This is a genomic window from Acinetobacter lwoffii (assembly GCF_024129595.1).
Classification (GTDB): Bacteria; Pseudomonadota; Gammaproteobacteria; order Pseudomonadales; family Moraxellaceae; genus Acinetobacter; species Acinetobacter lwoffii_O.
Genome location: NZ_JAMXXS010000013.1, coordinates 41789 through 57284, shown reverse-complemented (window position 1 = coordinate 57284; position 15496 = coordinate 41789). Strand labels below are relative to the sequence as shown.

The following is a 15496-nucleotide window of genomic DNA, read 5'->3' as shown; positions in this document are numbered from 1 at the left end:
GAATTATGCGCCTCGAACTGCAACTAGTGCTTCAGCAACCGATTTTTTGAAACGAGCAATCACTTCAACACATTCGTCTTGAGTAATGATCAACGGGCAAAGTAAACGAATCACTGTACCGTTACGACCACCTTTCTCAAGCAATAATTTATTGTTGAAACAAGCGGTTTGGATCGCTGCAGCCAACTGACCATCAGCAGGTAAAGAACCCATATGATCCGCATCTTTGCGCTCATCTACGATTTCAACGCCGATCATCAGACCACGGCCACGCACGTTACCGATACACGGGAATTCAGTAGCCAGTTTTTTAAGTTCAGCTTGCAGGAAATCACCACGCTCTTGTGCATTTTGAGCCAGGTTCTGTTCTTTAATGGTATTGATCGTTGCAAGACCTGTACCCATCGCCAATTGATTACCACGGAAAGTACCGGTATGACCTGCTGGCTGCCAAGCATCAAACTTACGTTTAATACCAAGTACGGCAAGCGGTAAGCTACCACCTACAGCTTTAGACATCACTACGACATCAGGTTCAATCCCTGCATGTTCGAATGCAAACATTTTGCCTGAACGCGCAAAGCCTGCCTGAACTTCATCAAGAATCAACACGATGTTGTGTTTTTCAGTCACTTCACGGATTTTTTGCAACCATTTTACTGGCGCAGTTACCACACCGCCTTCACCTTGAATTGCTTCAAGAATTACAGCTGCAGGTTTGGTCACACCGCTTTCTACATCTTCAATGAAGTTTTCAAAGTAGTAAGTCAGGGCATCAACACCGGCTTCACCACCAAGCCCCAATGGGCAACGATATTCATGCGGGTATGGCATGAACTGTACACCCGGCATCAAGCCGTTCACTGCATTTTTCGCAGACAGGTTACCTGTCATTGCCAATGCACCGTGAGTCATACCATGATAACCGCCAGAGAAGCTGATCACTGAGCTACGACCGGTAAAGGTTTTCGCCAGTTTGATTGCAGCTTCTGTTGCATCTGCACCGGATGGACCACAGAACTGCAAGCAGTATTCTTCTTGGCCACCTGGAAGATAAGAAAGAAGTGCTTCAGTAAAAGCATCTTTTAAAGGAGTAGTAAGATCCAGCGTATGCAATGGTAAACCGCTTGCAATCGTATCCTGGATACTTTGAATGACTGCAGGATGATTATGGCCTAATGCCAACGTCCCTGCCCCAGCTAAACAATCAAGGTACTCAGTACCTTCAACATCGGTAACCCAGCAACCTTGTGCTTTCGCTATCGCTAACGGTAATTTACGTGGATAACTACGCACATTCGATTCCATCTGACTTTGGCGAGTCAAGTAGTATTCGTTTGTGGAATTGGTGGCAGGGTTTACAGAAGTAACGCTCATATCGAATTACCATCTCTGATATGGGTGAAAGAAATAAGTCTGGTGACGTTTGGTCCTTTGACTCGGCGCTTTATAAAGGTTCTAGCTAGCAGTTTTGTATTCGAATAACTAGGAGGCGGATGATACCGAATTTTTCAGGAAAATAAACAACTTTCAGTCACATTTTGTCCTAATCTTTATCGAAAAAAAACATCATGCTAATCCATCCCCTAAATCATCATCTTACAGTGTGACAGCAGAAAGAAAAGCGTGTTCTTTTATGCTTTTTTGTAGCGCAGGCGACATTCAAGTAATCAATCTCAAAATTACCCATTAAGTATTTAATTATTAATAATAAATATAAATTAAATAATGAGATAAAATTAAAGAAGATTTAACACTCTTACCACAAATATTTCGTAAAAAGATCACAATTGAGATTTAATATTTTAACAACGGCTTAGATGGCCAATTTTAAGAAAAACAGGACAATTTCATGCGTCTCTTAGCACTTACCAGTTTGATCCTTGCCAGCACCCTCGCCACAGGCGCATTTGCAGCTCCTGCTGAATCTCTGAATTATAATGTTGTTAATCTTTCAGCAGAGGCAAGCCGTGAAATCTCAAATGATGAAATGCATGCTGTGCTTTATATTGAAAAATCCAACAAACAGCCGGCTGAACTGGCCACTCAAATTAACCAGCTGATGAATCAGGCGATCGCCACAGCACGCAAATATCCAACTGTGAAAATCGAGACAGGTGCGCAAAGCACTTACCCGATTTATGACAATGATAACCGCAAACTGAAAGAATGGCGTGGTCGCGCCCAGATTCGTCTGGAATCGAAAGATTTCAAAGCAACGTCTCAACTGATTGCTGAATTACAGCAGCACTTCCAGACCCAGTCGATTAACTTTAACGTATCAGACGAAAAGCGCAAGAAAGTTGAAAATGAGTTGATGATTGAAGTCAGCAAAAACTTCCAGCAACGTGCACAAGCCCTGACCCAAGCCTGGAATAAAGCGAGTTATCAACTGGTGAATTTAAACCTGAATACTAACAATTATTCACCACAGCCAGTACCGCGTATGGCTATGATGAAATCTGCATCGGCTGATATGGCGGTTCCTGAGCAGGAAGTTGCGGCGGGTGAATCGCAAATGACGGTCAGTGCGAATGGGGCGATTCAGTTTAAATAAGACTTCATTATATTATTCGGACTTTTAAGAACCACTCTTTTGAGTGGTTTTTTATCATGTGAATATTCTTTAAAAAGCAAGGCTACAAATTCATACAAACTCAGGTAGGAATTGAGGCTTGACCGGTTTAGAGTAACGGACATTTGTTCCAGTCCTCTCTGCTCATGTCCCTTGACCAACTGAACCTTCAGCTGTTTCATATCTTAAATGTACCCGACCAAGCCTCAATCTGGATGATCAACTATGCCTCCCTGATTGCGCATGACCTGGTTTATCTTTTTTTGCTGATTTTTGCTATTGCCTGGTTCCGTGGTAGTTACGAAGTAAAAAACAGGGATTATTAAAGCCTTCATCTTTACAGCTATTACATTATTGATGAGTGAAGTATTGTCTGCGGTACTCAATACCCCACGCCCGTTTGTGATGGATGTTGGTCGCACCCTGATTGAACATGCACCGACTGGTTTTTTTCCCAGCAACCATATGAGTATTTTTAGTGGGATTGCCTTCGCCTATTATTTTTCACCGCAGCGAGACTTGGGACGAATTCTAATCTGGACAGCTTGGCTGGTGGCATGGTCGCGTGTTTATGTCGGCGTCCATTTTCCGATTGATATGCTGGGTGCATTCCTGATGGCAATAATAGTAAATTTAGCTGGCTTGCCGCTGTGGTGGAAATATGAGAATCAAATCATAAACTTTATTTTGGGTATTCATTATTGGTTATTTTCGCCTTTAATTCGAATGGGCTGGATTAAATAAATCTAATTAAAATGTCATAAAAAACCCGCTCGAAAGCGGGATTTTTTGAATCTTTAAATTTGAATCTGAATGACTTAATAAATCGCCATATGATTGCGATGAATCATTTCCAGCGAACGCGCTTCACCTAACACCTGATGCACTTTATCTGATGCCAGACCACGAACGATATCTGCTGAACGCGAACTGAAGTTGACACGACCGACCGCAATCCGGTGACCTTGTGTATCGACACATTCCACCACATCACCGCGTTCGAAATGACCCTCAACCGCTTTCACCCCTACAGGCAATAAGCTGCGATGATTGTCTTTAATGGCTTTCACTGCGCCATCATCAATCACTAAACGACCTGCGGTTTGCAAGTGAGCAGCCAACCATTGCTGATGCGCTGTCATCCGGTCTTTATCAGTCACAAATAAAGTACCTAACAATTCGCCAGACATTAGACGTGATAGAACACCATCACTATCACCACTTGCAATTAAGGTCGGACAGCCCGACTTTGCAGCCAGACGTGCAGCACGAACTTTGGTCAGCATGCCACCACGACCAAATTTACCGCCTCCACCGGCCATATCAAACAGACTTTCATCCATCGCACGTACGGTATGGAACAGTTTGGCATCCGGATTAGACCGTGGGTCTGAGTCAAACATCCCTTCCTGATCCGTTAAGATAATCAGAAGGTCTGCATGAACCTGACCCGCAACCATCGCAGCAAGTGTGTCGTTGTCACCAAAGCGAATTTCGTCAGTCGAAACAGTATCATTTTCATTGATCACCGGAATCACACGCCAGTCAATCAGGTTCTGCAAAGCATCACATGAATTGAGATAACGACGACGATCTGCCAGATCATCATGGGTTAACAATACTTGCGCAGTTCGAATCTGGTGTTTCTCTAGTACGCTTGACCAAGTATGGATCAGACCCATCTGACCGATGGCAGCACAAGCCTGAAGACTGGGTAGATCGGTGGGTCGATTCTCAAGTTTCATTCGCACCATACCTTCAGCCACAGCACCGGAAGACACCAGAATAATCTCGTGTCCTGCATTGTGTAGATCTGCGATTTGTCCCGCCCAATGCGAGATGGCATCTAAATCTAAACCTTGTCCATTTGCTGTGAGTAAAGATGATCCGATTTTAACAACGATTCGTTTACAACCCTTGAGCTGACGCTGCCCATCTACGACTTCTATCATCTTGTCCTCAGACTCTTCTCTCAGAGATTAGCGTACGTAGTACACTTCCACATCACTATCATCATCGCCATCTTCATCATCTTCATCATCGCCCAGAATACCGGCAAGACGTTGCTGACGACGCATCTCACGATACGCTTCTTTTGCAGCGATGGTTTGTTCTCGTGTTTCAGCTTCAAGCTGATCACGGAATGCTTTCATTTCTGCTGCATATTCTGGATCTTCAGCTTCGCGTTCACGTTGCTCTTCGATCTGATCCATCAGGTAGTAAACTACGTCTTTGGTGCCTTCAGCCGTTAAGCCAGAAGTTTCAAAAACTGGGCCTTCCCACTGCAATTCTTCAAGAATATGGGTGCACCATTCTTCACGTGTTTCTTCAGCCAACTGATCGACTTTGTTCAGCACCAATACGATCGGCAGTTTTGAAAGCGTTGGGGAGAAATTTTCTAACTCTTTCATAATTGCTTTAGCATTATGTGCCGGATCTGAGCCATCAATCGGCTGTACGTCAACGATGTGTAACAAGATACGGGTACGCGCCAAGTGCTTCAGGAAGCGAATCCCAAGACCTGCACCTTCAGATGCCCCTTCGATCAGACCTGGAATATCTGCCATCACGAATGAACGGTGACTATCGGCATCGACCACACCCAGGTTTGGCACCATGGTGGTAAATGGATAATCTGCAACTTTTGGTTTTGCCGCTGATACAGCACGAATGAAGGTGGATTTACCCGCATTTGGCATACCCAGCAAGCCGACATCTGCCAGAACTTTAAGCTCTAGACGGATTTCACGGAATTCGCCTTTTTGACCATGCGTACACTTACGTGGTGAACGGTTGGTCGATGATTTAAAGTGGGTATTACCTAAACCACCATCACCGCCTGCTGCAACTTTCACGCGTTGACCGTCTTCGATCAAGTCGCCAATAATGTCACCAGACTCTACATCTACAATTGTTGTTCCTACCGGAACTTTTAATACGGTATCTTCACCGCCACGACCAGCACAGTTCGCCCCACGGCCATTTTTTGCTCGTTCTGCACGATATTTACGTGTATAACGATAATCAACTAGCGTACTGGTGTCGTCGTCAGCCTGAATATAAATGCTGCCGCCACGACCACCATCACCACCATCTGGACCACCAAATGGCACGAATTTTTCACGGCGAAAACTGGCTACGCCATTGCCACCGTCGCCAGCCTCTACGGTAATGACTGCTTCATCAACAAAGCGCATATTGCCAATCCTCTAAAAACTTTAAAACCCCATATTCTGCCATATTTTAAAGAATTTCTCGAATAGAATTATGCAGCAATCCCATAAATCTTAGTTAGTCGTTTTCTCACCAAGCCTATTTGACCTATCTAAGGCATAGATTTAGAAACAGAATGCTTAAAAGATGGAAAAGAAGTGGTAGGAAATCAAGCGCTTTTGCCCTAATACTATCCCCTATTTTGGAAATTCTTTTTGTGAATTTCTTAATGATTTTTAAAATAATTTATAGAGGAGTAAATTTTTCAAAAGCCGTGTTCACAAGAAAATATTCTGATGCGGATACCTTTTAAAATCTGTATTTTATATACACCAAGATAAGTTCAAATTTTGTATTTTCATAAACACTGCATTCCTGCCACTTAATGAAAACTATTTAATAATACTTTGTTTATGCTCTAAAATATCTGGCAGACTTTTTTCAATCCAGCCAATTAAATACATGATTTTTTCAGCCGCTTGTGAGCCAGTAATCGTCAATTGATATTCCACTTTTGGCGGCACCACCGGATAAACCGTTCTCAAAATAAAACCATCTTGTTCTAGCATTTTTAAAGTCTGGGAGAGCATTTTTTCACTTACCCCTTCAATGCGTTGTTTCAGTTCACTAAAACGATGCACCCCTTCACTTAAGCAACGCAAAACCAAGACCGACCATTTATTAGCAAGGTGTTCCAATATTTCACGTGATGGACATTCAGTTGATAAAACCTGCCCCAGTAACGGGCTGATTGCATAATTTGTCATAACATTCTCGCAATATTTTTTATTACTTACTCATTTTAATATACTTACTCTTTGTAAGTTATCAGATTCATATTTTGCCAGCAAGCAGATTTATTGATTCTTATTAGATTAAAAAGTCTGCTTTAAATAAAAAAATCATAAAAAAGAGCCTCAAATGAGGCTCTTTTTTAGCTAAATATTAATTATGCATTAGTTTCAGCAGGAACTTTTGGATAGCTTACGCCGCCCATTTGTTCAGCAATACGCAATACCTGGCAGCTATAACCCACTTCGTTATCGTACCAAACATAAGCAGTTAAACGGTTGCCTGAAGTGATCGTTGCTTGCGCGTCAAATACACCTGCAGTGCGTGAACCGATAAAGTCAGAAGATACCACTTCAGTCGAGTTGGTATAACCGATTTGACCTTGCAGGCTAGAACCGATTGAAATCTGACGAATGTATTCGTTCACTTCATCACGATCAACATCTTGACCTAAAGTCAGGTTAAGAATCGCAAGAGATACGTTTGGTGTAGGTACACGTACAGAGTTACCTGTCAATTTACCTTGAAGAGCTGGAAGCGCTTTCGCTACTGCTTTCGCTGCACCAGTTTCAGTAATGACCATGTTCAATGTTGCAGCACGACCACGACGGTCAGCTTTATGGTAGTTGTCGATCAAGTTCTGGTCGTTCGTGAACGAGTGAACTGTTTCAACATGACCATTCAACACTGTGTATTTGTCATGCAATACTTTCAGTGTAGGTGTAATCGCGTTAGTCGTACAGCTTGCAGCAGAGATGATCGTATCTTCATCAAGGATATCCGCTTGGTTTACACCGTAAACTACGTTCTTCATGTCACCTTTACCAGGTGCAGTCAAAATCACACGAGCAGCGCCCGGGCATTTAAGGTGTTGAGCAAGGCCTTCAGCATCACGCCATTTACCCGTGTTGTCGATCACAAGTGCATTGTTGATACCGTATGCAGTGTAATCTACTTCAGAAGGATTAGAAGCATAAATCACTTTGATGAAGTTACCGTTGGCAATGATTGCTTCGTTTTCTTCATCTACAGAAATTGTGCCTGCAAATGGACCATGAATAGAGTCACGACGAAGTAAAGAAGCACGTTTTTCCAAATCACCATCCGATGATTTACGAACCACGATTGCTTTCAGGCTAAGACCACGACCCAGACCTGATTGACCAATCATCAAACGTGCCAGGATACGACCGATACGACCGAAACCATAAAGAACCACATCTTTATGTTCTACAGCAGCAGCATTGCCTTCGATCGATTTAACAGCGTCTGCAACAAATGCATCGATGTCGCCGCCTTTTTCTTTAAATTCAACAGCAAGTTTACCCAGATCAACTTCAGCAGAACCGATGTTTTCTACTTTCACCAATGCTTCAAGAATTGGGAAAGTATCAACTACAGAAAGTTCAACGTCCAGTACGCGAGTACGGCGGTGTGCTTTCAAAATCTGAATCACAGAACGGTTAATTAAAGAGCGACCATAAACTGTAGCTACAATATTTTTTTCACGATATAACTGGCCAACAAGGGCAATCATACGTTCCGCAAGTTCTTCACGGTTTTTCCAGCGACCTTGGTGTTCTGCATGGAGGGCAACAATAGTGTCTTTGCTCACAGATACGTCCTCTAATTAATTGTAAATCTAAGCATAAATTTCTAAACCCGACAATTGTAATGGAATTGGCCGCAAGTTTGAATCAAAAGCTCGTTGAGACGGGTAGTTTTTAACGTATATTCACTATAAATTTCAAAAATAGTTGTAATTAGCTGAATGATTTTGCATTCGAAAATGCTAAAGACCACTATTTTTCAGTACCTGGCACAAATTTGTTAAATGTTGTTTATTCATTCAATCTCTTTTTAATTTTAAGAGTTGAGCCGGTCCTGATAGTTTTCCAGATTTTTCTTAAGGGCTAATTGCTGTTTACGCTGCTTCAGCAAATGTAATATTCCTTCCACAACCAGCAGTAAAACAGCCAGCCAGATTGGAATATAGGTCAACCATTCACCTGATTCCACACGCTCACCCAGTGCCATCGAGGCAAAAGCAAGCAGTACCGGCTCCAGATAACTCAACAGCCCAAAGATGACAAAGGGTAAATATCGGCTAGCCAAAATATAGCTACCTAAACCGAGCGCACTTAAAAAGCCCAATCCAAGAACTGCCAGGATCAAATGAGAATGACTCAACATAAGCGACATAGAATCGCTATAGATAAAGCCCAAATAAAATGCCACAGGCAAAATCAGAAATAGATCCCACCAGAATCCACCAAGATGATCGGTCGCGAATTTACGCCGCATAAAGAAATAAAGTGGATAAGCTAAAGCGACATAGACCGTTTCCCATGCGATTGAACCGATCCGCCAGATTTCATGCCCTACCCCCAACATTGCCAGAGCAACGGCGACCATCTGGAAAGATGACAATTTTTCTTTATAAAGCACACAGCCGACCAGCACCATCACCAGAGGTAGCAGAAAATAACCGAGCGAGACTTCGAGGCCACGGCCATTGATAGGTCCCCATAGAAATAACCACAATTGCGTGGTACACAACAGTGAACTGATCAGCAACCAGATCAAGAATGAAGGCTGTTGCAACACCCGTTTAAAAATACTGCTGATATGTTTCAGATCACCCGACCACCACATAAAGGCTGTGAGGAATGGTAAAGTCGCCAGCATACGCCAAGCAAAAGTCTGTTCACTGTCTAAAGGCTGTAAAAAGGGCGTAAATATATAGAGCACTCCAAAAACCACAGAGGCCAAGACAGATAACGCGATGCCTTTATACATAGTTAAACTCTACTTTCATTCGCCGGCATTATAACGATTAGTACAATAGAAAGCTTGATGCTTCATCTATTTAAAATGTAGTTATCTCTCGATTTTAGATTGTCTTTCGACTCATAAAATAAAAAACCATGCCATAGCATGGTTCCCATTAAGACGATCTTTTTATCTTTGAGTTTGTTTATTATGAATTACATCACTCAGGTCATAACCGACAGACTGTGCATATTGTAAATATTCATTTACCACATTTTTATCCAATTGAGGATCACGTGAGAGTATCCACATATATTTGCGTTTAGGCTCACCAACCAGAACAGTTTGATAATTTTCATCCAGTTTTAAGACCCAATAATCGCCACGAGCGACCGGAATCCAGCGAATAAAGTCTGGTAAGAAACTGACTTTTAGCTTGGTATTCTGCGGTGGATTTTGCACAAATGCCTCACCCAATGACTGGGTTTGTCCACCATCTTTTTTAATGCAGCGGTTATCCACCACAATATTGCCATTTTCATTTAAAGTATAAGTCGCTGTGACATCACGATCACACTTATTTTGAAAATACAGAGGTTTGCGTGCTACTTCGTACCATGTCCCCAAATAACGGTCCAGTTCAACTTTCTCAATGGTCGGTAATGGCTCGTCTTTCGCATAAGCCATAGTAGCGGCGCCCAAACCGAGAAGAACCGCGCTACCCACCGCAATTTTTGCCAGCTTTAATCCGGAACGTGAAGGTTTTTGAGTTGTCATAAATATACCTATTGCATGTTCACAAAATATTTATTTAAAAATTTCTGTTCATACAATAGCTTTATCCAATTCCTAAATTTGTTACATTATGTTTGGTTTGTGATTGATTTTACGTCATTTAAATAAGATTTAATGCAACAACAATCAATCAAACATCTGGGCTTTTAAACGCACAATTTCATCACGCATACGCGCAGCCTGCTCAAACTGAAGCTCTTTGGAAGCTTTCAGCATTTCCTTTTCAAGCTTGTTAATGTGTTTCGCAAACATTTTCGGATCTGCCATGATATGCCGCTCATCTGCACTGATCGCACGTGCCTGATCCGAGGGTTTCAATTCAATTGAATCATCATCCAATACTTCACCGGTATCAATTTCCTTGATCACCTGACGCACTGCACTGCGCGGGGTAATGCCATGTTCTTCATTAAACTGAATCTGCTTGGCACGACGACGGTCCGTCTCATCAATGGCTTTCTGCATCGAATCAGTGATTCGGTCTGCATACAGAATCGCCTTACCTTTCAGGTTACGTGCAGCACGGCCAATGGTCTGAATGAGAGAGCGCTCGGAACGCAGGAAACCTTCTTTATCCGCATCCAGAATAGCGACCAGTGACACTTCCGGCATATCCAGCCCTTCACGCAGCAGGTTGATCCCGACCAGTACATCATGCACCCCGGTACGCAGTTCATGAATGATTTTGACCCGCTCGACGGTATCGATATCCGAGTGTAAATAAGCGACCTTAATCCCGTATTCTTTCAAATAAGAGGTTAAGTCTTCAGCCATGCGCTTAGTCAAGGTCGTAACCAGCACCCGCTCATTAATGTCTTTACGTAGATTAATTTCTGAAAGCACATCATCGACCTGCGTCAGAACTGGACGAATTTCAATTTCCGGATCGATCAGACCAGTCGGACGTACCACCTGTTCGACAATCTGCTGGGATTTTTCCAGCTCATAACGTGCGGGCGTTGCGCTGACATAAACGGTCGTCGGCACAATACGTTCCCATTCCTCAAATTTCATCGGCCGGTTATCCAGCGCGCTTGGCAAACGGAATCCGTAATTCACCAGATTTTCTTTACGCGAACGGTCGCCCTTATACATGGCACCAATCTGCGGCACCGTCACATGCGATTCATCAATAATCAGCAAGGCATCATCCGGAATATAATCGAACAAGGTCGGTGGCGCTTCACCCGCAGGACGGCCAGATAAATGGCGTGAATAGTTTTCAATGCCGTTGGTATAACCCAACTGCTGCATCATTTCCAGATCATAGCGTGTACGCTGCTCGATGCGCTGGGCTTCCAGCAGTTTGTCATTTTCCCGGAAGAACACCAGGCGCTCTTTAAGTTCTTCCCGAATGGTTTCGATGGCACGGGACAAATTGTCTTTCGGCGTAACATAATGGCTTTTAGGATAAATGGTTACGCGAGGTACTTTACGAACCATTTTCCCTGTCAGCGGATCAAACCAGCGAATAGAGTCAACTTCATCATCAAACAGTTCAATCCGGATGGCATCCTGATCCGATTCAGCCGGAAAAATATCAATAATTTCGCCACGAATACGATAAGTACCGCGCAGGAATTCCAGTTCGTTACGCGAGTACTGCATCTCGACCAGACGGCGAATAATGTCATCACGGCCAATGCGGTCACCTTCCACCACATGCAGCAACATGCTCATGTAGGCATTCGGATCACCCAAACCATAAATGGCAGACACCGATGCGACAATAATCGCATCACGACGTTCTAATAATGAGCGGGTTGCGGAAAGACGCATCTGGTCAATATGGTCATTAATTGCAGCATCTTTCTCGATAAAAGTATCTGAAGATGGCACATAGGCTTCCGGCTGATAATAATCATAATAACTGACAAAATATTCCACAGCGTTATTCGGGAAAAACGCTTTAAATTCGCCATAGAGCTGTGCAGCCAAGGTCTTGTTATGTGCCATGACAATGGTCGGACGCTGGGTTTGGGCAATCACATTTGCCATGGTATAGGTTTTACCAGACCCGGTAACCCCCAGTAAAAGCTGATCATGAAAACCCTGTTCAATGCCTTTGACAAGTTTTTCAATGGCCTGTGGCTGATCGCCTGCTGGTTGATAACTGGTCACTAATTCAAAGGGTTTTTTATCACTCATAGCTTTCGCTGACTTCGCTGCGGATATAGATTTGATTTATTATGAGGGTAAACTGGAATTACTCAATCCCTGCTTAGGTTTCTGTTTGGTAAAATAAAACAATATTAGTATTCATTATTTGTTAGCATTTTAATCGCTATCTGGTTTGAAAAACCATCAAAAAATATACAGTTACAAAGCGAATAAATATAGAACAAACCAAGCATTTTCAGCTAGCAGCTTTATTTTGGCGTACTTGGCATCATATTCTGACGCCTGGGTGGAATATTGACTTATCTGTTTGGATAGCGCTGCAGAATAATGCCTTGACCCCTATTCATTTCACGGGCAACATGAAGATCAGGATGGCCTAGAATCGACAATTATGACTTACCACTATCACGATGAAAGTATTGTTAAATCCCTTCCGGAAAATACGGTTTTTGTTTTTGGCAGCAACTTGGCTGGACAGCATGGTGGTGGAGCAGCCAGAACGGCACTTGAGCATTTTGGCGCAGTCATGGGCGTGGGTCGTGGCTGGGCGGGTCAGAGCTATGCCATTCCCACCATGAACGAGCATTTGCAACAAATGCCGCTCTCACAAATCCAGTACTATATTGATGACTTCAAGATTTACACTAAAAATCATCCTAAAAATAAATATTTTATTACTTCCTTGGGCTGTGGGATCGCAGGTTATAAGGTCGAGGAAATTGCACCGATGTTTAAAGGCATCTCACGCAATGTCATTTTCCCACAATCTTTCCGTCCTTTTGTCGAAAAGCCGCTGCCAAAATTAAGCGCAAATTTCTTACACACCATATTCCGCGATTCGGTCATTTTAACTCCGGCCAGCGATGAACTGATTGAAGAACTGTCTTTGACCGAAAATGAAAAAAGCTTGGCGAGAATTATTTTAAATACCCAGATCTATCCGACCGACAGCAATGGCCGGGAACGTGTCTTTGAAATTGAAGATATCCTGCACAATCTAAATACAAAGCTGGTCGATTTTCAGAGTCATGCAGAAGGTGCTATGCTGTTTGGAGGCGTGATTTTAGCGCTACTGGAACTTTATAATATTAACGAGAAAGATTTTATTGATGTCTGGCAAGGTGAGCGAGAAATTGCGCCACCGAAACCGGAAAATAAAGCGCGTAAAAGCATTCGTTAGTGCTATCAAAATATCTTTCAAAAAAAGCCAATGTTTGAATTGGCTTTTTTTCTGGGCGACTAAAATGTTGAATATAAAATCAATCAGGTCTGGATTTTATTCTGATTGGTATTTAGAGAGCTTAAATATTTCGCTTGCTTTATTAAGAATAAAATTGAAAGGAATTTGGATAAATCTGAGTTCTGATTTCTTTTTGTTCGAAAATTAAATCAAATATTGCTCGCCAACTCCCTAAAAATTTCCACAAAAAAAGCCATGATTTATCATAGCTTTTTGAGTCTGATCAATTAGCGTTTACCCATTGAACGGCGAGTACCACGTGGTGGCATCCAGGTACGGTCAGCATAACGCTGCGGTCTTGGTCTTAAATCTTCCAGAACTTCTTCTGCAGCATTTTGCTCTGCTTGCTTGATCGGGAAAGGTAAATTAACCAGGGGCTTTTTTTTGGGAGGAGTTTGGGTGCTCATGTGATTCACTCAATAATATATGCAGCTATTGTACAAAAAAACTCAGTCGACTGGGTAGCAGGATCTTGGATAAATTCATATGCTTTTGTTTTTGAAAAATAAAAAATGATCCCGTGATGGTAAATGCTTGAATCAATGCAGCCTAAAATTTACCTAAACTCTTCTCTATATCTTCCATGATAAAAATTCATAGGATTGAAATTTTAACGCTCTCAAGAGTAAATTTTCTTCACTTTTATACTTCAGCTAGTAGGGTAAAGTAATGATTTTTACATACTACTCATTTCTTAAAACTCAAGAGAGATAAACAAAAAATATACATCGGTTACCAATATTAACCATCGCTTAACTTTTGACCTGTTGTTCTATAACTGAATTTTTTAAGGCAATTCACATAATTAGTTAACTAGAAAAACGAATAAACAAACTGGACATGGAGTTCCAAATCAATGAAAACATTGCTGGCATGTATGGCAGGCCTAGCCACTTTACCTATGGTCGCGCATGCAGATTCCCCTTATTTTAGCTTGCAAGATGGAGATGGCTTTAAGCGCTTTTCGGTATCGGTCGGTGCATTGCATGTGATGCCGCAAGGCAAGGCCCAGCCCTTTAAAGTGAATACTGCTGTCAAAGAAGGTGAAACATCACAAGTAGGTGATATCTCAATTGACTCTGTGAAAAATAATCTTGATCCAGACATGGATCCAAACCTTTCCTCTGTTTTTGTTAATATTCTGGATCGACTTGGTACAGAAACACTGCCTGCAGCGCTCAGTGGGCGAGCTGAAATTTATGGACTGGAAAGCTGGAATAATCCTGGTACTGGCCTGGAAGCGGATGATGTCACCACTTTAGGCATCATGACCAATTACTATTTTACCGATAATATTTCTTTTGAAATGAAAGCCGGCATTCCACCTAAAGTAGACTTGCAAGGCAGTGGTAAAATTTATGCTCCTTTCTCTGCGCTTGCGACTCCAAGTCTTGATTTGATTCCACAAATTCCAGGTGGAATTGATTTACCCGGCATTGAATTAAAAAATGATATTCTCATTACTGATCTGGAAGCTTATGGGCCGGCGGCTTCTGCCCGCGCATGGACACCTGCCTTTGAATTCCAGTATCACTTTGGTAAAACCGGGGTCAATAAATTCCGGCCTTATGTCGGCTTAGGTGTCATGTATGCCTATTTCAATGAACTGGAAATTAACTCACGTACCGAGCAAGACCTGATTGCTGCCGGACATATGATTGCCAATATCAAGGAAGGAAAAGCTGGTGCTTCTCTGGATGGCACGCCAAGTTCAGCCAACCCGAAAGTTGATCTGGAAGCATCCGATGCTTTCGCGCCTGTGGCCACGGTCGGCTTTAGCTATGACTTTAATGACACTTGGTTTGCAGTCGGTTCAGTATCTTATGCACATCTAAAAAATGACACGACAATTACGGTGACAGATGCAAATTTAGGTGAACTGATTCGCTCTAAAGCCGATATTGAAGTCAATCCGATTCTGGCCTATGCCGGGATCGGGATGCGTTTCTAAGTTTGAAACCCGATATTTGATTAAACGGCTTCGGCCG

General features: G+C 42.5%; 12 protein-coding genes and 1 pseudogene. 4 read left to right on the top strand and 9 right to left on the bottom strand.

What is annotated here, in order from left to right; translation table 11 throughout:
* Window positions 1–3 precede the first annotated feature (3 nt).
* Complete coding sequence (locus NI466_RS08260) at window positions 4–1377, bottom strand: diaminobutyrate--2-oxoglutarate transaminase (RefSeq protein ID WP_004279708.1); 1374 nt, start codon at window positions 1375–1377, stop codon at window positions 4–6.
* A gap of 475 nt (window positions 1378–1852) precedes the next feature.
* Here NI466_RS08260 and NI466_RS08255 point away from each other — a divergent pair, with 475 nt between their 5' ends.
* Window positions 1853–2557: an SIMPL domain-containing protein gene (locus NI466_RS08255; protein ID WP_253173307.1), complete on the top strand. Its 705-nt coding sequence runs from the start codon at window positions 1853–1855 to the stop codon at window positions 2555–2557.
* Between the two features lie 164 nt (window positions 2558–2721).
* Window positions 2722–3319, top strand: a pseudogene (locus NI466_RS08250) (phosphatase PAP2 family protein).
* A 74-nt stretch (window positions 3320–3393) separates the two neighbouring features.
* On the opposite strand, the gene proB reads toward NI466_RS08250, so the two are convergent.
* The 7 genes from proB to uvrB all read right to left on the bottom strand — a co-directional run bounded on the left by proB (window position 3394) and on the right by uvrB (window position 12295).
* A complete protein-coding gene (gene proB, locus NI466_RS08245; RefSeq protein WP_004279682.1) occupies window positions 3394–4527 on the bottom strand; it encodes a glutamate 5-kinase in 1134 nt (377 codons plus the stop codon).
* A gap of 27 nt (window positions 4528–4554) precedes the next feature.
* On the bottom strand, window positions 4555–5772 hold the full coding sequence (gene cgtA / locus NI466_RS08240) for an Obg family GTPase CgtA (protein WP_004279681.1): 1218 nt from the start codon (window positions 5770–5772) through the stop codon (window positions 4555–4557).
* Window positions 5773–6180: 408 nt separating this feature from the next.
* Window positions 6181–6555: a winged helix-turn-helix transcriptional regulator gene (locus NI466_RS08235; RefSeq protein WP_004730108.1), complete on the bottom strand. Its 375-nt coding sequence runs from the start codon at window positions 6553–6555 to the stop codon at window positions 6181–6183.
* Window positions 6556–6737: 182 nt separating this feature from the next.
* Window positions 6738–8195 (bottom strand): glyceraldehyde-3-phosphate dehydrogenase, encoded by a 1458-nt coding sequence (locus NI466_RS08230; protein ID WP_004279679.1) that lies wholly within the window; start codon window positions 8193–8195, stop codon window positions 6738–6740.
* 251 nt (window positions 8196–8446) lie between these two features.
* Window positions 8447–9379, bottom strand: a complete 933-nt coding sequence (rarD, locus tag NI466_RS08225; RefSeq protein WP_253173306.1) for an EamA family transporter RarD — start codon at window positions 9377–9379, stop codon at window positions 8447–8449.
* A 162-nt stretch (window positions 9380–9541) separates the two neighbouring features.
* The gene (locus NI466_RS08220) at window positions 9542–10129 is read right to left on the bottom strand and encodes a lipocalin family protein (RefSeq protein WP_253173305.1); all 588 of its coding nucleotides are present in this window, start codon (window positions 10127–10129) and stop codon (window positions 9542–9544) included.
* A gap of 144 nt (window positions 10130–10273) precedes the next feature.
* Window positions 10274–12295 carry an excinuclease ABC subunit UvrB gene (gene uvrB, locus NI466_RS08215; protein WP_224216306.1) on the bottom strand — a complete coding sequence of 674 codons (2022 nt, stop codon included), beginning with the start codon at window positions 12293–12295 and terminating at the stop codon, window positions 10274–10276.
* A gap of 364 nt (window positions 12296–12659) precedes the next feature.
* Between uvrB and NI466_RS08210 the strand changes: the two genes are divergently transcribed.
* A complete protein-coding gene (locus tag NI466_RS08210) occupies window positions 12660–13448 on the top strand; it encodes an A1S_2505 family phage non-structural protein (protein ID WP_253173304.1) in 789 nt (262 codons plus the stop codon).
* Between the two features lie 287 nt (window positions 13449–13735).
* Here the strand turns inward: NI466_RS08210 and NI466_RS08205 are convergent, their stop codons facing one another.
* Window positions 13736–13915, bottom strand: coding sequence for a hypothetical protein (locus tag NI466_RS08205; RefSeq protein ID WP_004646507.1), 180 nt, complete (start codon window positions 13913–13915; stop codon window positions 13736–13738).
* A gap of 449 nt (window positions 13916–14364) precedes the next feature.
* Here NI466_RS08205 and NI466_RS08200 point away from each other — a divergent pair, with 449 nt between their 5' ends.
* Window positions 14365–15459: an OmpW/AlkL family protein gene (locus tag NI466_RS08200; RefSeq protein WP_253173303.1), complete on the top strand. Its 1095-nt coding sequence runs from the start codon at window positions 14365–14367 to the stop codon at window positions 15457–15459.
* Window positions 15460–15496: the final 37 nt, after the last annotated feature.